This is a genomic window from Bacillus sp. FSL K6-1284 (assembly GCF_038002625.1).
In the GTDB taxonomy this organism is placed as follows: Bacteria; Bacillota; Bacilli; order Bacillales; family Bacillaceae; genus Bacillus; species Bacillus paralicheniformis.
Map to the genome: position 1 here is coordinate 803229 of NZ_JBBOCW010000001.1, position 20204 is coordinate 823432.

Consider the following 20204-nt stretch of genomic DNA (forward strand, 5'->3'; position numbering starts at 1 on the left):
GGATTTTACCGATTTATCGGTAAAATCTTTTTTTATATCCAAAAGACTCATGAGATTGAATTTTCTTGAAAGACTGCCGATACATAAGATGTAGTCTAACTTTTCCCAAAACTGTTTGATAGGAGATGGACTGAATGATTCAAATGACTGACCTCAACCGTCAATACATAGGAGGGGAATGGAGAGACGGCCAAAGTGAAAGCGTCTTGGCCGATCTGAATCCTTTTACCCATAAAACGATTACCTCTTTTCGGAAAGCGACGCGGGAGGATGTCGATGCGGCGTACAAAGCTGCGCTTGAGGCGAAAAAGAAATGGGATAACGTCAATCCCTATGAAAAAAGAGCGATTTTAGAAAAAGCCGCGGCTTATATTGAAGACAATAAAGAAGCGATCGTGTACCTCATTATGGAGGAACTTGGCGGAACACGGCTGAAAGCGGCTTTTGAAATCGATCTTGTCGTCAATATGATCAAAGAAGCGGCAGGTTTCCCGCTCAAAATGGAAGGTAAAATTCTCCCTTCACCGGTTGATGGGAAAGAAAATCGGATATACCGCATTCCGGCGGGAGTGGTCGGTGTCATCAGTCCGTTCAACTTTCCGTTCTTTTTATCTGTAAAATCGGTTGCACCTGCGCTTGGCGCAGGGAACGGCGTTGTCTTAAAGCCGCATGAAGAAACACCGATTTGCGGCGGCACGCTGATTGCAAAGATTTTTGAAGAAGCCGGTCTTCCGGAGGGACTTCTGAATGTTGTCGTCACGGATATCGGGGAAATCGGCGACAGCTTCGTTGAGCACCCGATTCCGAGAATCATCTCGTTTACCGGATCAACGAAGGTCGGCAGCTATATCGGACAGCTGGCGATCAAACATTTTAAAAAACCGTTGCTTGAACTCGGCGGAAACAGCGCATTGATTGTTCTTGAGGATGCCGATTTGGAATACGCCGTCAATGCCGCGGCTTTCAGCCGCTTCACACATCAGGGGCAAATCTGCATGTCGGCCAACCGGATTCTCGTTCAAAAAGAAGTGTATCCGGAATTTTTAAAGCGGTTCAGCCAAAAAATCTCCGGGTTTAAAACGGGTGATCCGCTGGATCCTGAAACTGTGATCGGCCCTGTCATTAATGAACGCCAAGCTGAACATTTAAGAAAATCGATTGAGAAAGGCATCGAAGAAGGCGCTACACCGTTTCTAAAAGGCGATATTAAAGGCAATCTCGTCGAGCCGACGATTCTTGCGGATGTCACGTCTGACATGTCTGTCGCCAAGGAAGAGCTGTTCGGCCCGGTTGTGTGCGTCATGCCGTTTGAGACCGAAGCAGAAGTGGTTGAGATCGCGAATGACACTTCGTTCGGACTGAGCGGAGCCGTACACACGGGAAATGTGGAGCGCGGCGTTGCCATCGCGAAGCAAATCGAGACGGGCATGATCCATGTCAATGACACAACGATCAACGACGAGCCACATGTCGCTTTCGGCGGTGAAAAGCAATCTGGAATCGGCAGGCTGAACGGTGAGTGGAGCCTTGACGAATTTACAACGTTAAAATGGATTTCCGTCCAGCACCAGAAAAGGATTTTTCCATATTAAAAGGAGGATTTGATACATGAATGAAGCAGTAAAAACGGACATCCACCCGCTGCTGGATGCTTTTGTGAAAGTGGCGCCGTTTCTGAATCAGCTGATTCAGGACGATGTGACAGTGGGGATTTACGATACTGAAAAGCTGATCGTCAACATTCCGGGAAAGACATTTTCCCTTGATGTCAAAGCGGGTGATCCTTTGCAGGAAGGCGATATTATTACAGACGCCATCCGCCAAAACAAAAAGAAAGTGAGCATGGTGCCTAAGGAACTGTTCGGCTTCCCTCTTGCGGCGAGAGCGATCCCGCTCCATGACGAGAACGGAAGGGTTATCGGCGGAGTCGGACTCGGTACGAGTCTTGAAAAATCGGATCAGCTTCACCGCGTCGCGGAAAGCCTGTCGGTCATCGTCGAGCAGACGGCCTCAGCCATTCAGGATATCGCCGAATCTGTCAGCGGGTTTTCCGGACAAATGTCCGACATTTCCAAGCAGGCGAAAGAAGTCAGTGAAAGCGCCGGAGAAATTGAGAAAATTTCAGTTACCGTAAAAGGCATTTCAGATCAAAGCAACCTGCTCGGACTGAACGCGGCGATTGAAGCGGCGAGAGCCGGAGAGTCAGGAAAAGGGTTTTCCGTCGTCGCCGACGAAATCCGCAAGCTCGCCACACACTCAAAAGAAAACGTCGGGCAGATTGACCAAATCACGAAGAAAATCCACGCGTTATTGAAAGACCTTGAGCATTCGATCGAAGTCATCAATGAACATACGAGCGGCCAGGCCGCCGGCGTTGAACAAATTTCCGCCACCATGCAGGAGATCAGCAGCAACGCGCATAACCTCGCCAAGATGGCGGAACATCATTTTGAAGACTAGATATAGAAAAAAACTGCCTGACAATGTGTCGGCAGTTTTTTTACTAACACTACTACACTAGCGATTGAAATGACTGCCGTAAATATGGCTCATGAGTATGCTCTTTCCCGTCACACTGCAATTCCTTCAAACGTGTAAAAGAGACGAAATCAAATAACTATATATTGAAAATAACTCCGATAAGAGAATAGATAATGACAGTCGAAAAAAGAATTGTCATATGAATCAGAGAGTAAATAAACATGGATTTTGCCCATTTCTCTGAATCCATTTTTTTGTAACCATACACACTAAGAACCAACCATATGACACCTAATATAAGGGAAACAAGCATAATGCCGAGGCTCAAAGAAATAAAAAGGAGACTTGTCCCGATAAGGATGATTAAATAAATATTAGTTTGTATATATGTTCTTTTAACTCCTTTGATAACAGGGAGCATTGGAACTTTCGCAGCCTTATACTCATCATTTTTTCGAATGGCTATAGCATAGAAATGAGGCATTTGCCATATCACAGATGTCACAAAAAGACCGAGAACAGCAGGATGTGTGATGTCCGGATAGACAGCTGACCATCCAATAAGAGGCGGCATAGCTCCGCCGATACTCCCGACCTCTGTATTGTAAACTGTTCTTCTCTTACTCCACATGGTATACGGGACAATATAAAAAAACAATCCTAGAAACCCTAGGAGTGCTGCCAGAGAGGTGGTGAAACCAAGGATTATTACACCAAAAATCATCATAAAGATACCGAGCCATAGAACTGTTTTAGGCTTTATTTCTCCTGTAACGGTTGGTCTGTTTTTGGTTCTCTCCATAATAGAATCTATATCCCGGTCATATAAGTTGTTAAAAGCTCCTGCCGCTCCCATTACTAAAATAGACCCAATTAATGCAAAAAATATTTCTGGTAATTTCTCAGAAAGGCTGATTTTATAAGTATATAAAGATAATGTTAATCCAGAAAACATCGGAATAAGGTTAGATTTAATAATTCCTGTTTTAATGGTTTTTGACAATATGATGGACACAGGTCGTTTATCCGTTTTGATATTATTTTCAATTTGCATGATTCTTCTCCTCTTTTTATGGCCACACGTTGATTTAGTGAAGTGCTAGTGATACCTTTTAGAATATACATACTATATGGTATGTTAATTCTGAACAGTATGATTGTCAATAAGAGGAGGAAGAAGAATGCTTAGAAGAAGGCTAACCCAAAAAGAGCGAAAAGAGGAAACACGTCAATTGTTGTTAGAATCGGCTGTTGAGATTTTTTCGGAGCTTGGCTTTCATGGGGCTTCTGTTGAAAAAATTGCTGAACATGCCGGATTTAGCAAAGGAGCGGTTTACTCCAATTTTAAATCTAAGGAAGAGCTCTTTCTGGCCTTATTGGAACAACAAATGAATTTACAAGTGAATAACATCGATCAAATCATAAATAATCAGCATTCACTTTCATATTTTATTGAAACAATGAATGATCATTTTGTCTCAGTGGTGAAAGAAAATCAAAAGTGGATGATTTTAAATATGGAATTTCTTCTTTATGTGATGCGTAATGAGTCAGTGCGCTACAAATGGTCTTGCATGATCAGGGAGTCTGTGGACCGGATCTCCAAGTCTGTCGCGAAACTAATGTTGAAAGAGAATCATGAGGTTACGCTATCTTCGGAAGAAATCGCTTGGACTATTTTTTCACTCGAAAATGGTCTTGCGATATTCAATTTTATTAATGGAGAAAGCGTCCCGATGAATTTATATGGAAAAGTGCTAAAAAATTTGCTTTCAGCCTCTGAGTGACTTTTTAATAGAAAAGTTGTACTTTTCAATTTCTAGGCTCAGTGTCATACATTAATTTAAATTTTATTTTAAATTTTTTAGAGGAATTTTCCCCGGGCGAAGCGAAAGTGATGAATGGGAAATCGCTTTCAAAGGGGGAAGGGGTAAATGAGAGTATATACACCGACTAAACTGACCGGATTGTTATTGGGGCCGATCAGTTTTTTGCTGATTCTCGGCTTGATACCGGAAGCTGAGCTGGCTTACGCGCCGCGGATCGTTCTTGCGGTTACAGCTTGGACGGCCGTCTGGTGGATTACGGAAGCCGTGCCGATTCCGGCGGCATCGCTCTTGCCAGTCATTTTGCTGCCGACATTGGGCGGTTTAGATATGGAAACGACGGCCAAAGCATACGGCGATCCGATTGTGTTTATGTATATGGGGGGATTTATCATTGCGATCGCCATCGAAAAATGGAATCTTCATAAACGGATGGCCTTGCATATTTTAAAGCGGATCGGGGCTGAAAGCCATCGAATCGTGCTCGGCGTGATGGCGGCGACGGCGTTTTTATCGATGTGGATTTCGAATGCAGCCACCGCTTTGATGATGCTTCCCGTAGCACTTGCAGTTATTAAAGAAGTGCAGGAAAAAGAAATTTTAAAAGGCGAATCGCTGCAGAAGTTCAGCAAAAGCATTTTGCTGGCTGTCGCGTATGCGGCTTCGATCGGCGGACTTGCCACATTGGTCGGTTCCGTGCCGAATGCGGTCTTTGCCGCGATGTCAAAACAGATGCTCAATCACGAAATTATGTTTTTTGAGTGGTTTTTATTCGGGTTCCCGGTTTCCATTCTGTTTCTTGCCATTTTATATGTTTATTTAACGAAAATAAAATTTAAAGTGAGCGCCTTTCAAGGAAAAAAGCCTGATTTTATCGATCATGATTTAAAGGCGCTTGGCGCAATGACGAGGGAGGAAAAATCGGTTTTTGCCGTTTTTTTGTTGACCGCATGTTTGTGGATGTTCAAATTCATCCTGCCGTTTCAAATTTCAGATACGTCGATTGCGATTTTCGGAGCGGTTTTGCTATTTTTAATTCCGAGTACAAAGGATGAACGGATTTTGGAATGGAAGGATATGCAGACGCTGCCATGGGGGCTGCTTCTGTTGTTTGGAGGCGGCTTGTCGCTTGCGGCCGGTTTTTCGGCGACCAATCTGACGGCGTGGATCGGCGGCAAGCTCAAGCTGTTGGAAGGCCATCCTTACTTATTTGTACTGATCATTTTGACGGCTGCGATTTTATTTATGACCGAAATCATGTCTAATACGGCTGTCGCCAATATGGTGATTCCGATGACGATCGGTCTTGGCGCCGCGCTTCAGGTCGAGCCGTACGGGCTGATGGCGGCAGCTGCGCTTGCTTCATCATGCGCCTTTATGCTCCCGATCTCCACCCCGCCGAATGCGGCCGTTTTCAGCTCCAATCTGCTGACGATGAAGGACATGGTCAGGGCGGGCTTTTGGCTCAATATCGCAGGTGTCGTCTTGATCGTGATCAGCGTATATTTCTGGCTTCCGGCCGTCTTCCTGTAATGTCCGTGAAAAAGCTCTCACTAGTTTTCTTGCATCATCTGCATTAAAATAAGGTTATGACATTACGTTAGGATTGGTAGACAGATGAGCATTTTTAAAGCGGAAGGTTTATATAAAACTTACGGAGATAAAACATTATTTGACCATATATCGTTTCATATCGAAGAAAACGAACGGATCGGCTTGATCGGACCGAACGGAACGGGAAAAAGCAGTTTGCTGAAAGTGATCGCCGGCCATGAATCGACCGAAAAAGGAGACATCACCAAGCCTGGCAGCCTCCATATCGAGTACTTGGATCAGGATCCTGATTTGGACGGTCCGGAAACCGTACTTGAGCACATTTATTCGGGAGATTCCGTGATGATGCGGACGATGAGGGCGTATGAGCAGGCGCTTCAGGAGCTGAATGCTTCGCCTGATGATCCGAAGAAGCAGGAAAACCTGCTGGCGGCACAGGGGAAAATGGACGAACACGGCGCCTGGGACGCGAATACGGCGGCAAAAACGATTTTAACGAAGCTTGGCGTCGCGGATGTGGCAAAAGAAGTAACCTCGCTATCAGGAGGGCAAAAAAAGCGGGTTGCGATTGCGAAAACATTGATTCAGCCTGCTGACCTCCTCATTTTGGATGAGCCGACAAACCACCTTGACAATGAAACGATCGAATGGCTTGAAGGCTATTTGAGCGGGTATCCGGGCTCCGTCGTCCTCGTCACCCATGACCGCTACTTTTTAAACCGGGTGACAAACAGGATCTATGAACTGGATCGCGGCCGCCTATACACATACAAAGGGAACTACGAAGTGTTTTTGGAAAAGCGGGCCGAAAGAGAAGCGCTCGCCGAACAAAGCGAAACGAAGCGGCAAAACCTTCTCCGCAGGGAGCTTGCCTGGCTGAGAAGGGGAGCCAAAGCCCGTTCGACAAAACAAAAAGCAAGAATCCAGCGGGTGGAGGAACTAAAGGAACAAGATGCGCCTGAAACCGGCTCTTCCCTTGATTTCGCCATCGGCTCCCACCGTCTCGGCAAGCAGGTGATTGAAGCGGAAGGTGTTGACATCAGCCGCGGCGGCAATCAGCTTGTCCGTTCATTCGATGAACTGATTGTGCCGGGGGACCGGATCGGCATCATCGGACCGAACGGGATCGGCAAAACAACGCTTTTAAACGCGCTTGCCGGCCGCGTCAAGCCTGATGGAGGGCAGATCACGATCGGCCAGACTGTAAGAATCGGATACTATACACAGGATCACAGCGAAATGAACGATGCGCTGCAGGTCGTCGAATACATTAAGGAGACGGCTGAGGTCGTCAAAACGGCCGACGGACAAGTGGTCACAGCTGAGCAGATGCTGGAAAGGTTCCTTTTTCCGCGGAGCATGCAGCGCAACTTGATTCGCAAGCTGTCAGGCGGAGAAAAGAGGCGCCTTTATCTTTTGAAAGTGCTGATGGAAGAGCCGAACGTCCTGTTCCTTGATGAGCCGACAAACGACCTTGATACCGAGACGCTCGGAGTGCTGGAAGATTATTTGGAACAGTTTCCCGGCGTTGTCGTGACCGTTTCCCATGACCGCTATTTCCTTGACCGTGTCGTCGACAGGCTGCTTGTATTTGAAGGCAGCGGAAACGTTTCGCGTTTTCAAGGTTCATACAGCGAATATATGGAGAAGCAAAAGGAGACCAGTCGTCAAAAGCCGGCGCCTGAAGCCGCAGAACCTGTCAAACCTGAGAAAAAGAAAAGAAAGAAGCTGTCTTATAAAGATCAGCTGGAATGGGACGGCATCGAAGACAGAATCGCTGCGCTGGAAGAAAAGCATAAACGGCTTGAAGAGGAAATCGCCGCCGCCGGCAGCGACTTCGCCAAGATTCAGACATTGATGGAAGAGCAGGCGCAAACAGCCGCAGAACTCGATGCGGCAATGGAGCGCTGGACAGAGCTGTCGCTGATGATCGAGGAGCTGGAACAATCGTAATGGAAGCTGCCGGGAAATCCCGGCAGTTTTTAATTTGTCGGGCTTTTTTCAGCATCGTTACAAAAATAGCCGATTACTTTTTCCTTTAATAAAGACGCCGCCAGACTCAGCTCTCTGTCTTGATGGACGATGAGCCCGTGAGTGGAGACAATCGGGGCAGTCACAGGCAGCAGTTTGAATTGCTTGGCTTCAAGTTCTTGTTTGACGGCGATTTCAGGAATGAAGGCAAAGCCGATGCCGCATTTTACCGCCTCTTTGATCATGGCGATGCTTGGGTACTCCAGGGCGCTGTTTCCTTCAATCCCGGCATCTTGCAATAATCTGCCCGCTTTTGTGTGGTAGACGCAGCTTGTACCGAAGCTGATGAATGTTTCACGACTAAGAGCGCCAAAGCTCTCAGATTCAACCTTTTCAGCGAGATCATTGGAAGCGATGAACACCAGCTTTTCTTCGAGCAAAGGGGTAAAAAGGATGTCGGGCCTATTCGGATTTTGCGGTACGATTCCGAAATCGACGGCATGGTTTTGCACCTGCTGAACGATATCGTGCTGAAACCCGTTTTCCAATTGCAATCTGATCTTTGGATATTCTTTAATAAAATCCCGGATCAGGAGAGACGTGCGCGTCAGAAAAAACGATTCCTGCATACGGATGTGGACGGTTCCTTGCGGCTGATCCAGTTCATTCATCGCTTCTTCCAAGGTGCTGCCTAAATGAATAAATTGATAGGCATATTTGCTTAGCTTCAAACCGGCCGGTGTCGGCTTCACACCTCTTGACAGCCGGTGAAACAAACGCTGTCCGCAAGCCTGCTCCAAAAGCTGAATATGGCTGGTGACTGTCGACTGTACATACCCCAGCCGATCAGCGGCGCGGCTGAAGTTTTTTTCTTCCATGACGGCGATGAAGGTTTTAAAAAATTTACCCTCTAAAAGCTCAATCATAGCTTGTCATCTCCTTGATATCGGAAATCAAAATGATTTCTATCGTAATCATTCATAAGTAAAATGTCTCTCCCCATGATATCGTAGGTTTTGCAAGAATAAAAGAAAAATTGAGGAGGAAAACAATGAAAAGAACGAGAGGATTCAGACTTGGCGTGTACATTTTCAAGGATGCTGAAATCATCGACTATGCCGCCCCATACGGAGTGTTTTCAGTGGCGAGGAGGCTCGATCCTGAACTGGACGCCTTTCTTGTGGCGGATGCGATGAAACCGGTTCAGACGCAAGCCGGGCTTACCGTTCATCCGAATTACAGCTTCAATGACCAGCCGGATATGGATGCTTTCTTAATTCCGGGCGGTTTCGGTACACGACAGGAGACCAACAACAAACGGCTGCATCAGTTCATCCGTTCCCTGCCTGAGTCGACGCTTTTGGTGAGCGTATGTACAGGTTCATGGATTTACGGGCGCATGGGGCTCTTAGACGGGCTTTCCGCCACAAGCCGGAAAGAGCCGGATCGGCTTGAGGCGTCAGAGATGGGGCAAGTACCGATCGACCGCTTGGCGGACATCGCGCCGGCCTGCCGCGTCAGCCGGGCGAGAATCGTCGACAGCGGACGGATCATCACCGCCGGGGGAATTGCTTCAGGCATGGAAATGGGCTTTCACTTATTGAGAAGAGCGGGCTATGATGAAAGCTTCATAGAAGAAACGGCGCGTGTTATGGAGTATCAAGAGGGGTACAGCCAGTATCGGGATGATATTGAATACGTGCGGAAAGAGAAATAAGTCGAAGCTGCCGGGGAGAACCCGGCAGTTTACAACGGTTCGTCTGCCTGTAAAATGATTTGAAGCAACCCCGGAAAACGGCTGTCCAAGTCCTCTTGGCGAAGCGAAATAAACCGTTGTGTTCCTTCTATTCTTGTATGAATGACTCCCGATTCCCTAAGGACTTTAAAGTGATGAGACAAGGTTGATTTTGGAATGGGAACGTTAACAGCGCTGCACGATTGTTCGCCGGCTTCTGCAAGATTTTTTATGATTTGAAGTCTGATTTGATCACTTAGGGCGTAAAGAACAGCGGATAAACTGATGTCAGGGCGGTTTGTCTGTTTTTATATATTTTTTCAATGCTCCTGTTTAAAAACAGCCGGGCGCTGAATCAATCAAAAACTGCATAAGGATCGAGTCTGCCGGAAAAACCGGCAGCTCTTTTTAATTTATATTTTGGAAAACGACAGCCGCGCCACCGCATCATGCATGTGAATCGATTCTTCGTTCCGGCATTCGATCTCAAAGGCGGAGATCCAGTTCATTTCGTATAAGTCGGCAGCCGTTAAGCGGATGACGTCTTCTACAAATCTTGGATTTTCATAAGCCTGTTCAGTCACTCTTTTTTCGTCGGGCCTTTTTAAGACGGGATGGAGCTTTGCGCTTGCGTTCGTTTCCGCTGCGGCAAGAAGCTCGGTTTTGAAATCGTCCGGCATCTCCGCCTGCTCATTGATATGTGCGGTGATCTTGATTATGCCGCGCTGGTTATGGGCGCTGTATTCGCTGATTTCTTTTGAACACGGGCAGAGCGTCGTCACATGGGCCGTGATGCCGACGGTTTGTGAAAAGCCTTTGTTTTCATGATAAGAGACTGTCATATGGATATCGGCGTGCATCAATCCTGACAGTTTGGTTTCCGGGCTGAGGCGTTCGAAATACCATGGAAAACTGACAGAGACGGATGCGCTTTGCTGTTCCATATTGTCGGCTAAATCCTTTGCAAAATCTTTCAGTGTATGGACATCAATCGTCCAGTTTGCTTCGTGATAGCGCTGCAGCTGTTCTGTCAGGCGGCTCATATTGATTCCTTTGCGGCCGCGCGCAAGGCTCGTCGTAAAGGAAAAAGCGCCGATCGTCGTTTGTGTAAACGGCTTGAGCGAGGATGCAATCAAAATCGGATGCGAAACGTTTGAGACACCGACATGGTCAATGTCAAAAAAATAGTCGTTCGGTGTATTTTGAATATCCTTCATCTGTTCTTTATCGGTCGGTTTTATTCCTTTCACGGCTTCGACAGATCCGAAGCGGCGGTGGCGTTCGGGTTTTGCGGGCAAATGCAGGATACGTTCCATTGATGAGACCCCTTTCTGTAGTAAATCGAAATAGTTCCTATTTATTTTGAGGGAATGCTGTGATAAAATCAAGTGGTCATGTCTAAAGCATGCAAATTAAATCGAAATGATTTCGTTTAGGGAGTGGTTGTTTTGCAGCATAGCGAAATCGTCATTGTTGGAGCGGGGCCCGCAGGTATTGGAATGGGAATCGTTCTGAAAAAACTCGGTTTTCAATCGTTTACGATTTTGGAAAAAGACCGTGCAGGAGCTTCATTTCGAAGCTGGCCTGAAGAAATGAAACTGATAACACCGTCCTTTACCGGGCAGGGATTCGGGGCTTTGGATTTAAATGCTGTTGCTCCGGGAACATCCCCTGCCTTTACTTTTCACCGCGAGCACTTGAGCGGGCAGGAGTATGGAGATTATTTGGCGCTTTTGGCCGATCATTTTCAGCTTCCAATTCAAGAAGGCACATCGGTTCGCAGCGTTCATAAAGACGACGGCGGTTTTTCAGTTGAAACTAATAAAGGCATGATGACGGCCAAAGACGTTATTTGGGGAGCCGGTGAATTCCAATTTCCGAAATATTCGTTTCATGGTGCAGAGATTGGCATCCACAACAGCAAGGTCGCCAGATGGAGCCAATTTGAAAAAGCCCATTATTACGTGGTAGGCGGCTATGAAAGCGCAATGGATGCGGCGGTTACACTGGCGTCCTATGGCAGCGATGTGACGGTTGTGATGCCGAATTCGCTCAGCGAAAACGCTGAAGCCGATCCAAGCCGGTCGCTTTCACCTTATACATGGGAACGTCTTGAAGATGCGTATGAAAAAGGGAAGGTTCAGTTTTTGGAAAAAGCCCTGGTAGAAAAACTGGCGAAAAATGGACCAGCCTATGATTTATATTTGTCAGACGGGAGGAAAATACGCTCGGAAACACGGCCGATTATCGCGACAGGCTTTCATTCCGGGGCAAAACAAATCGAGCATTTGTTTGAATGGGGAGAGAACGGCAAACCGCTTTTAACGAATGAAGATATGTCGACCGTGACGGACGGTCTTTATTTAATCGGGCCGAGCGTTCAGCACCAAAACGCCGTCTTTTGTTTCATTTATAAATTCAGGCAGCGATTCGCCGTCATCGCCGAGCATTTGTTGGAAAAACGAAAGTTTTCGATTGATGAAAAGGTGCTGACAGAATACAGGGAAAATCAAATGTTTCTCACGGATTTGAGCTGCTGTGAGGTGCAGTGTGAATGCTGAAAGAGCCAACGCGGCGGCAGCGCATGCTCTTTATCGGACTCGAATCGGTCGGAAAAACAACGCTTTTTTCCGCGATCACAGATCAGAGAGCAGGCGAAGCAGCCAATGTGAAAGGATCGACGATATTTGCGGCTGAACGGGAGATCAAAAGCCTTCCGGGCTGGCAAGCCATTGATACACCGGGCATTCGGGAGGATGACAGCGTGTCGAAAAGAGCGCTGAAAAAAGAGATCGAAAAGGCCGATGAGGTGGTTGCCGTCTTGCGCGGCACCCATTTTTCAGAAGAGCTGAACGCGGTCTTGGACCTGATTCCGCCGGATGCCAGGCGCGTCTGCTTTATCGTTACGTTTCAGGATAAAATGACGGACGCCATGCGCCGGACGCTTTCTGAGCAAGTGGCTAAGCACAGTCTCCCGGTCCTGTTGGTTGATACGAGAACTGTGACAGACGATAAAAAAGAGCATATCATCGCTTTTTTAAGAAAAGAGGCTGAATTTCATCCGCTGAAACGGAAACGGATGAAACAGATTGAACTTGAAAGTGTGGCTGTTCAGCAGTTTGTGTTTCATCGTCCCGTAGTTGGGCCTGTTGTGAGTACTGCACTTTTATGTTTGTTATTTATGGCGCCGATCATATTGGCTTATCATACATCAGAGTGGATGCAGCAATACGCGGACGAATGGGCGGTTGAACCTCTCCAAAATGCGGTCGGAGGCTTGCCGTCATGGCTGAGCGCGGCATTGGCGGGGAATTATGGCCTGTTATCCCTTGGCATTTACTCGTTTGTTTGGGCGTTTCCTGTCGTTTTGTTTATGTCTATAGCAAATGCGGCAGCAGATGATTCGGGTTTAAAGGACCGGATCGTCGATTCACTGGACCCGCTGATGCGGAAGATCGGTCTGAACGGCCGCGATTTAGTTCCGCTTTTGACCGGATTTGGCTGCAATGTCGTTGCCGTTCAGCAGACGCGGTCGTGCAGCATGTGTACGAGAAAGCGTTGTGTATCATTTATTTCTTTCGGATCAGCGTGCAGCTACCAAATCGGCGCGACGCTGTCGATTTTTCATGCTGCGGGAAGGGAGTGGCTGTTTATCCCTTACCTCGCTGTTCTTGTTGCCGCAGCAGCCGCTCATAACCGGATATGGTATCGCATCGATCAGAAATGGGCCGCTTACTTCGAGCGCCGGCAAACGTTTTTACAGATGCCGTCCTGGAAAGGGATCGTCTTTCGAGTAAAAGAAGTGCTCCAGCAATTTATCTTTCAGGCGATGCCGATCTTTCTCATCATTTGCCTGGCGGCGACAGTATTGAATGAACTCGGTGTCATCCGTCTTGTGACATTGCTTGTCTCGCCTGTTTTAAGCCTGTTCGGTGCTCCGGAAGATGCGGCGCCGGGCCTTGTTTTTTCTCTGATCAGGAAAGACGGTATTCTCTTGTTCAATGAAGGGAATGGAGCGCTTCTTGATGTGCTGCCGGGGGCAACGCTCTTTCTGCTCATTTACTTGGCATCAACCTTTACTCCATGCATGGTGACGGTTTGGACAATTGCCAAGGAACTGGGGATGAAAACGGCGGCAGCCATTATGGGAAAACAGATGGCCACTTCAGTCGTGTCAGTTTTGATCATCATGATCATCTGGAAGCTGACACTTTGCATTTTTAAATAAATTGTGGTGAAATAAAATATAAATCGTAATAATTACGATTTGATAAGAGGAAGGAGAATGAAAAAATGAGTAAAAAGATTCCTGTAACAGTGTTAAGCGGATACCTGGGGGCGGGTAAAACGACGCTGCTGAATCACATATTGCAAAACCGCCAAGGGCTGAAAGTCGCCGTTATCGTTAATGACATGAGCGAAGTCAACATTGATGCCGGGCTTGTCAAGCAAGGCGGTGGCCTGTCGAGGACGGATGAAAAGCTGGTCGAAATGTCAAACGGCTGCATTTGCTGCACACTCAGAGAGGACTTGCTGGTTGAAGTCGAAAAACTGGCGAAGCAAGGAAATATCGATTATATCGTGATCGAATCGACCGGTATCAGCGAACCGATCCCGGTCGCTCAGACGTTCTCTTACATCGACGAAGAATTGGGTATTGATTTGACGCGGTTCTGCCGTTTGGACACAATGGTCACGGTGGTCGACGCCAATCGTTTTTGGCACGATTTTCAGTCGGGTGACAGCCTGCTGGACCGGAAAGAGGCTGTCGGTGAAGAGGATGAACGTGATATCGCCGATCTGCTCATCGATCAAATCGAGTTTTGCGATGTGCTGATTTTGAATAAATGCGACCTTGTCTCCGAGGAAGATCTGGAAAAGCTTGAGAAAGTGCTGAAAACGTTGCAGCCTAAAGCAAACATCATCAGAGCGGTCAAAGGAGAGGTCGATCCGAAGGTCATCTTAAACACCGGTCTTTTCAATTTTGACGAAGCAAGCGGCTCAGCAGGCTGGATCAGGGAATTAAACGAAGGACACCACCAGCATACGCCTGAGACTGAAGAATACGGAATATCTTCGTTTGTATACGAAGCGCGCCGTCCTTTTCATACCGAGCGGTTTTATAACTGGATTCATTCACTGCCGGAAAACGTCGTCAGGGCGAAAGGAATCGCCTGGTGTGCGACGCGCAACAGCCTTGCCCTTTTGATGTCGCAGGCAGGGCCATCCGTGTCGCTGGAACCGATCTCTTATTGGGTGGCCGCGCTGTCCAAGCCGGAACAGGAGCAAATCCTCAGACAGAATCCAGAGCTATTAAAAGAATGGAATGAAGAATTCGGAGACCGCCACACAAAGCTCGTCTTTATCGGATTGGATCTGTCCCCGTCAGAAATTACCGCCGAAGCGGATCGTTGCCTTTTGACAGATTCGGAGATGGCGGACGACTGGTCGCTTTTATCTGACCCGTTCGATTGGCAGATTGAAAGAGCTAGATAAATGAATTTCCACATTAAGACAAAAGAGATAGCTCTTTTGTCTTTTTTTATTTCAAACAAACCGGTGTTTTGTACACCATGTTGACATATCAGGAAAGGAATACTAATATTTTATTGTAATGTTAACTTAAATTATTTATAGGTTAACATATGAGTGCGGTGTTTAGAGGGGGGATGAAAGCATGAAGGGAGAAGCGTATTACAGTGTGAGAATGAGAGCCTCCGAGAACGGTCCCCATGAAGAGGGGGGGAAACACATATCCGGAGGAGAGCGGCTTGCGCCTTTCATCGGTGTAAAGGATGCCGTCAGCGATTTATTGGAAAAAGCATTGTCTCATTCGCGTGGCAAGCCGGACTTTATGCAAATTCGCTTCGATCTTGTAAACGAACCGATAAAGTTTGTCCAGCCTCTGCGCATTGAAACGAATGAAACAAAATCAGCGGAAGAAGGACAAGCGCTTGCCCGTGAGCTGATCAGCCGCGCCGGCGTACCGAAAAACGCGGTAGACAAAGCGTTTCAAGGCATTGCCGAATACTCGGACGTAAGGGGCGCCGTTTTGTTTGACATTCATTCAGGCCGGAGGATTGACGGAAGAAAACAAAAAGGAGTGCGCGTCTCACGGCTCGATTGGCCGGAAGCCGATTTTCAAATGTGGGCGGCTTTGTGCGGAATGCCGCCGAATCCGCGGTTGAAAGAGGCGCTTGCCATCGCTTCTAAGGTATGTGAGCATCCGGCTGTCGTCGCCGAATTATGCTGGTCAGATGACCCTGATTACATAACGGGCTATGTTGCCGCTAAAAAGCTGGGTTATCAGCGGATAACAAGGATGAAAGAGCATGGAGACGAGAGCGGCTGCCGGATTTTTTTTGTTGATGGATTAGCAAATATCAAGAGCTGTATAGACGGCTTGGAAAAACAGCCTGTATTCATTCGGTCGGGAGGTAAAACATGAATCAATCACTCGTTGAAAAAAGCAAAAAATATCTTTGGCTGCCTTTTACCCAAATGAAAGACTATGACGAAAACCCGCTGATCATCGAAAGCGGGGAGGGCATCAAACTGAGGGATATCGACGGCAGGGAGTACTATGACGGATTTTCTTCAGTATGGCTCAATGTCCACGGCCATCGCAAGAAGGAACTGGATGAAGCCATCAAAAAACAGCTCGGCAAAATCGCTCATTCGACATTGCTGGGGATGACAAATGTTCCGGCGACAGAGCTTGCCGAGGTGTTAATCAAGATCACGCCGGAAAAGCTGACGCGTGTTTTTTATTCGGACAGCGGCGCTGCAGCAATGGAAATCGCGCTGAAAATGGCCTTTCAATATTGGAAAAACATCGGCAAGCCGGAGAAACAAAAATTCATTTCGATGAAAAACGGCTATCACGGCGATACGATCGGCGCTGTCAGCGTCGGTGCGATCGAGCTCTTCCACCATGTATATGGGCCGCTTATGTTTGAAAGCTTTAAGGTGAACGTTCCTTACGTGTACCGCTCGAAAAGCGGCAACCCGGACGAGTGCCGCGATGAATGCCTCGCAGAACTCGAACAACTCCTGAGCGAGCGGCACGATGAGATCGCCGCGCTGTCGGTCGAATCGATGGTCCAAGGGGCATCGGGGATGATCGTGATGCCTGAAGGATATTTGGCAGGGGTCCGGGAGCTTTGCACGAAATATGACGTTTTAATGATTGTCGATGAAGTGGCAACAGGATTCGGCCGAACCGGGAAAATGTTTGCCTGTGAGCATGAACGTGTTCAGCCTGACTTGATGGCGGCTGGAAAGGCCATTACCGGAGGCTATTTGCCGATCGCCGTCACGTTTGCGACAGAGGAAATTTATCAGGCATTTTATGATGACTATGACAAACTGAAAACGTTTTTCCACGGCCATTCGTACACGGGGAACCAGCTTGGATGTGCCGTTGCGCTGGAAAATTTGCGCCTGTTCGAATCGGAAAAAATCGTCACTCAAGTTGCGGAAAAGTCGAAAATAGTGGAATCGCTTTTTCATGATCTTGCAGCGCTCCCTCATGTCGGCGACATCCGCCAGCTCGGTTTAATGAGCGGGATCGAACTCGTTCAGTCGAAAGAAACGAGGCAGCCTTATCCGCCTGAAGAGCGAATCGGATACCGGGTGTCTTTGAAAATGAGGGAGCTTGGCATGCTGACGAGGCCGCTCGGGGATGTTATCGCATTTCTTCCTCCGCTCGCCAGCACCGCCGATGACCTGAGCACCATGGTGTCCATTATGAAAGAAGCGATTCAAGAGGTTACAGGCCGTGCCCATTGACGAATGGCTCAGCAGTCGGCTCGCCAGGACGAAGGCAGCCGGGCTTTACCGCTCGCTTAAACCGCCTCAAGCTGTCGCGGAAGCGAAACGTACGAATTGGGCGTCAAACGATTATTTGAGCCTGGCGAACGACAAACGGCTGATTCACGCCGCAGAAACGGCGCTTCGCCGCTTTGGAGCCGGGAGCACAGGGTCAAGGCTGACGTCCGGCAATACCGAATGGCATGAAAAACTTGAGCGGAAAATCGCCGGTTTTAAGCAGACAGAAGCCGCTCTCTTGTTTTCAAGCGGATATTTGGCCAATATCGGCGTGCTTTCGTCTTTGCCTGAAAAAGGAGACGTCATATTAAGCGATCAATTGAACCATGCGAGCATCATCGACGGCTGCCGCCTTTCAAAAGCTGATACGGTTGTTTACCGCCACACGGATATGAATGATCTTGAAGAAAAACTCCGCACCGCACAGAGCCGTGCTCGCCGTTTTATTGTGACAGACGGCGTGTTCAGCATGGACGGCACAATTGCACCGCTTGACGAAATCATGCTCCTTGCCAAGCGGTACCGGGCCTTTGTCATCGTTGATGATGCCCACGCAACAGGGGTTTTGGGAGATGCCGGCAGGGGAACGGGCGAGTATTTCGGCGTCTCCCCAGATGTTGTGATCGGCACGTTAAGTAAAGCTGTAGGCGCGGAAGGCGGCTTCGTCGCGGGCTCTAAAGCATTGATCGATTTTTTGCTGAATCATGCGAGAACGTTTATCTTTCAAACGGCTGTCCCGCCCGCAAGCTGTGCGGCGGCATGCAGAGCTTTAGACATCATTAAAGACAGCCGGGATAAACGCCGGCTTTTGCAATCATCGGTGACCACGATCAAACGGGGTCTCGAGGATATCGGGTTTACGGTCAAGGGAGAAGATACGCCGATCATACCCGTTATGATCGGAGACCCTCAAAAAGCCGTTCGATTTGCAAACGGCCTCAAGGAGAAAGGGATTGAGGCCCCGGCCATCCGCCCGCCGACTGTTGCGGAAGGAGAGAGCCGAATCAGGCTGACCGTCACCGCAGATCGCAAGTTAAGAGATATTGAAGCTCTATTAGAGGGGTTTAAATTAGTGGGAAGAGAGTTGAACTTGGTGAAATGAAGGGTTTTTTTGTAACGGGAACTGATACGGGAGTAGGGAAGACGTTTATCGCTTGCGGCCTTGCCGCTTTGTTGAAAGAGCAGCATGTTGATGTCGGCGTGTTCAAGCCGTTTTTGAGTGGAGAGCTTAGCAGCGATCCGCAGAGTGATACAGCACTTTTGAAGAACAGCTCTGAAACATCTCTCGCTGATGAGGAGATCACACCTTTCGTGTTTAAAGAGCCGCTTGCACCTTACACAGCAGGGAAGCTCGAAGGGAGGACCGTCGGGCTGGAAGATGCCGTGAACCATTGGAAAAAGATTAAGGATCGGCACGATTGCTTCATTGTTGAAGGGGCAGGCGGGATTGCGGTGCCGCTCGGAGAGGATTATTTCGTCAGCGACTTGATCAAAGCGCTCGATTTGCCGGCTGTCATTGTGGCTCGTCCCAATCTTGGAACGATCAACCATACGTATTTAACCGTCCAATACGCGAAACAAATGGGGATACGCGTGATCGGCATCGTGATCAACGGCATCAGCAGCCGGCCCGGACTTGATGAACAGACGAATCCGGACATGATTGAAAGATTTTGCGGTGTGCCGCTCCTCGGCGTTACGCCGAAGCTTGAAGACGTTTCACCAACACAAATTCACCACATGATCAAGGAGCATGTCGATGTTTCCTTGATTATGAATCAAATGCAAATGGGGGCAGAAACATGAATCAGTGGATGGAACTTGCAGAACGGGTGCTGGATGGCGGAGAAGTAACTGAAAAAGAGGCGCTTTCCATCTTGGAATGCTCGGATGACGACGTTCTCCTGCTTATGCATGCTGCATTTCAAATCAGAAAACGCTACTTTGGAAAAAAAGTAAAGCTCAATATGATTATGAATGCAAAATCTGGACTTTGTCCGGAAAACTGCGGCTACTGCTCGCAGTCTTCGATATCAAAAGCGCCGATCGACAGCTACAGGATGGTCGACAAAACGACCCTGCTTGAAGGTGCAAAGCGTGCGCACGATTTAAATATCGGAACGTATTGCATCGTGGCGAGCGGCAGAGGCCCGTCCAACAGAGATGTCGATCAAGTGGTCGGCGCCGTTAAAGAAATTAAAGAAACGTACGGCTTAAAAGTCTGTGCATGCCTCGGACTGCTAAAGCCCGAACAGGCCGAGCGGCTGAAGGAAGCCGGAGTGGACCGGTACAATCACAACATCAATACATCAAAAAGCAATCATTCAAACATTACAACGTCCCACACGTATGATGACAGAGTAAACACTGTGGAAACAGCCAAAAAATCCGGCATGTCCCCATGCTCGGGCGTCATTGTCGGGATGAAAGAGACGAAGCAGGATGTCGTCGATATGGCGAATAGCTTAAAGGCGCTTGATGCAGACTCAATTCCGGTTAATTTTTTACATGCGATCGACGGAACTCCGCTGGAAGGGATCAATGAATTAAATCCGCTTTATTGTTTAAAGGTTTTGGCTTTGTTCCGCTTTATCAACCCGACAAAGGAAATCCGTATTTCAGGGGGGCGCGAAGTCAACCTCCGCTCCTTGCAGCCGCTGGGGCTGTATGCCGCCAATTCGATCTTCGTCGGAGACTATTTAACAACGGCAGGGCAGAATGAAACAGAGGACCATAAGATGCTCCATGATTTAGGATTTGAAGTCGAATCGGTGGAAGAAATGAAAGCCAGTTTACAGCGGTAACAC

At 48.0% G+C, this 20204-nt stretch carries 18 protein-coding genes; 14 read left to right on the forward strand and 4 right to left on the reverse strand.

From position 1 onward, the window contains the following. Nucleotides 1-134: 134 nt before the first annotated feature. Both MHB72_RS03975 and MHB72_RS22825 read left to right on the forward strand, forming a co-directional pair. Nucleotides 135-1592, forward strand: a complete 1458-nt coding sequence (locus MHB72_RS03975; RefSeq protein ID WP_216921198.1) for an aldehyde dehydrogenase family protein — start codon at nucleotides 135-137, stop codon at nucleotides 1590-1592. A 466-nt stretch (nucleotides 1593-2058) separates the two neighbouring features. Next, entirely contained in the window at nucleotides 2059-2460 is a 402-nt protein-coding gene (locus MHB72_RS22825) for a methyl-accepting chemotaxis protein (protein WP_373367318.1), read from the forward strand. A gap of 157 nt (nucleotides 2461-2617) precedes the next feature. Here MHB72_RS22825 and cyoE read toward each other — a convergent pair whose 3' ends face one another. Then, entirely contained in the window at nucleotides 2618-3535 is a 918-nt protein-coding gene (gene cyoE, locus MHB72_RS03985; protein ID WP_023855785.1) for a heme o synthase, read from the reverse strand. 127 nt (nucleotides 3536-3662) lie between these two features. Between cyoE and MHB72_RS03990 the strand changes: the two genes are divergently transcribed. From MHB72_RS03990 to MHB72_RS04000, 3 genes are all read left to right on the forward strand, one after another. Continuing rightward, nucleotides 3663-4268, forward strand: a complete 606-nt coding sequence (locus tag MHB72_RS03990) for a TetR/AcrR family transcriptional regulator (protein WP_216921197.1) — start codon at nucleotides 3663-3665, stop codon at nucleotides 4266-4268. Between the two features lie 147 nt (nucleotides 4269-4415). Next, nucleotides 4416-5840, forward strand: a complete 1425-nt coding sequence (locus tag MHB72_RS03995) for an SLC13 family permease (RefSeq protein ID WP_216921195.1) — start codon at nucleotides 4416-4418, stop codon at nucleotides 5838-5840. A gap of 84 nt (nucleotides 5841-5924) precedes the next feature. After that, on the forward strand, nucleotides 5925-7814 hold the full coding sequence (locus MHB72_RS04000) for an ABC-F family ATP-binding cassette domain-containing protein (RefSeq protein WP_216921192.1): 1890 nt from the start codon (nucleotides 5925-5927) through the stop codon (nucleotides 7812-7814). Between the two features lie 29 nt (nucleotides 7815-7843). On the opposite strand, the gene MHB72_RS04005 is transcribed toward MHB72_RS04000, so the two are convergent. Further along, nucleotides 7844-8758: a LysR family transcriptional regulator gene (locus MHB72_RS04005; protein ID WP_216921189.1), complete on the reverse strand. Its 915-nt coding sequence runs from the start codon at nucleotides 8756-8758 to the stop codon at nucleotides 7844-7846. A gap of 125 nt (nucleotides 8759-8883) precedes the next feature. Between MHB72_RS04005 and MHB72_RS04010 the strand changes: the two genes are divergently transcribed. Next, nucleotides 8884-9549, forward strand: a complete 666-nt coding sequence (locus MHB72_RS04010; RefSeq protein WP_023855781.1) for a DJ-1/PfpI family protein — start codon at nucleotides 8884-8886, stop codon at nucleotides 9547-9549. A 29-nt stretch (nucleotides 9550-9578) separates the two neighbouring features. Here the strand turns inward: MHB72_RS04010 and MHB72_RS04015 are convergent, their stop codons facing one another. Further along, the gene (locus tag MHB72_RS04015) at nucleotides 9579-9854 is read right to left on the reverse strand and encodes an ArsR/SmtB family transcription factor (protein ID WP_216921484.1); all 276 of its coding nucleotides are present in this window, start codon (nucleotides 9852-9854) and stop codon (nucleotides 9579-9581) included. A 126-nt stretch (nucleotides 9855-9980) separates the two neighbouring features. After that, the gene (gene folE2, locus MHB72_RS04020; RefSeq protein ID WP_023855779.1) at nucleotides 9981-10883 is read right to left on the reverse strand and encodes a GTP cyclohydrolase FolE2; all 903 of its coding nucleotides are present in this window, start codon (nucleotides 10881-10883) and stop codon (nucleotides 9981-9983) included. 132 nt (nucleotides 10884-11015) lie between these two features. On the opposite strand from folE2, the gene MHB72_RS04025 reads away from it, so the two are divergent. The 8 genes from MHB72_RS04025 (at nucleotide 11016) to bioB (ending at nucleotide 20201) form a co-directional block, all read left to right on the forward strand. Then, complete coding sequence (locus MHB72_RS04025; protein WP_216921186.1) at nucleotides 11016-12128, forward strand: NAD(P)/FAD-dependent oxidoreductase; 1113 nt, start codon at nucleotides 11016-11018, stop codon at nucleotides 12126-12128. Further along, nucleotides 12122-13795: a nucleoside recognition domain-containing protein gene (locus MHB72_RS04030; protein ID WP_065644546.1), complete on the forward strand. Its 1674-nt coding sequence runs from the start codon at nucleotides 12122-12124 to the stop codon at nucleotides 13793-13795. The genes MHB72_RS04025 and MHB72_RS04030 overlap by 7 nt, the downstream gene beginning before the upstream one ends. Nucleotides 13796-13860: 65 nt before the next feature. Beyond that, entirely contained in the window at nucleotides 13861-15063 is a 1203-nt protein-coding gene (locus MHB72_RS04035) for a GTP-binding protein (protein ID WP_216921183.1), read from the forward strand. A 181-nt stretch (nucleotides 15064-15244) separates the two neighbouring features. Next, nucleotides 15245-16015 carry a 6-carboxyhexanoate--CoA ligase gene (gene bioW, locus MHB72_RS04040; RefSeq protein WP_216921172.1) on the forward strand — a complete coding sequence of 257 codons (771 nt, stop codon included), beginning with the start codon at nucleotides 15245-15247 and terminating at the stop codon, nucleotides 16013-16015. Further along, nucleotides 16012-17358 (forward strand): adenosylmethionine--8-amino-7-oxononanoate transaminase, encoded by a 1347-nt coding sequence (bioA, locus tag MHB72_RS04045; protein ID WP_216921170.1) that lies wholly within the window; start codon nucleotides 16012-16014, stop codon nucleotides 17356-17358. The genes bioW and bioA overlap by 4 nt, the downstream gene beginning before the upstream one ends. Then, entirely contained in the window at nucleotides 17348-18499 is a 1152-nt protein-coding gene (bioF, locus tag MHB72_RS04050) for an 8-amino-7-oxononanoate synthase (protein WP_216921168.1), read from the forward strand. Before bioA ends, bioF begins: the two co-directional genes overlap by 11 nt. Continuing rightward, the gene (bioD, locus tag MHB72_RS04055) at nucleotides 18496-19203 is read left to right on the forward strand and encodes a dethiobiotin synthase (RefSeq protein WP_020450514.1); all 708 of its coding nucleotides are present in this window, start codon (nucleotides 18496-18498) and stop codon (nucleotides 19201-19203) included. The genes bioF and bioD overlap by 4 nt, the downstream gene beginning before the upstream one ends. Then, nucleotides 19200-20201, forward strand: coding sequence for a biotin synthase BioB (bioB, locus tag MHB72_RS04060; protein WP_216921166.1), 1002 nt, complete (start codon nucleotides 19200-19202; stop codon nucleotides 20199-20201). The genes bioD and bioB overlap by 4 nt, the downstream gene beginning before the upstream one ends. Nucleotides 20202-20204 lie beyond the last annotated feature (3 nt).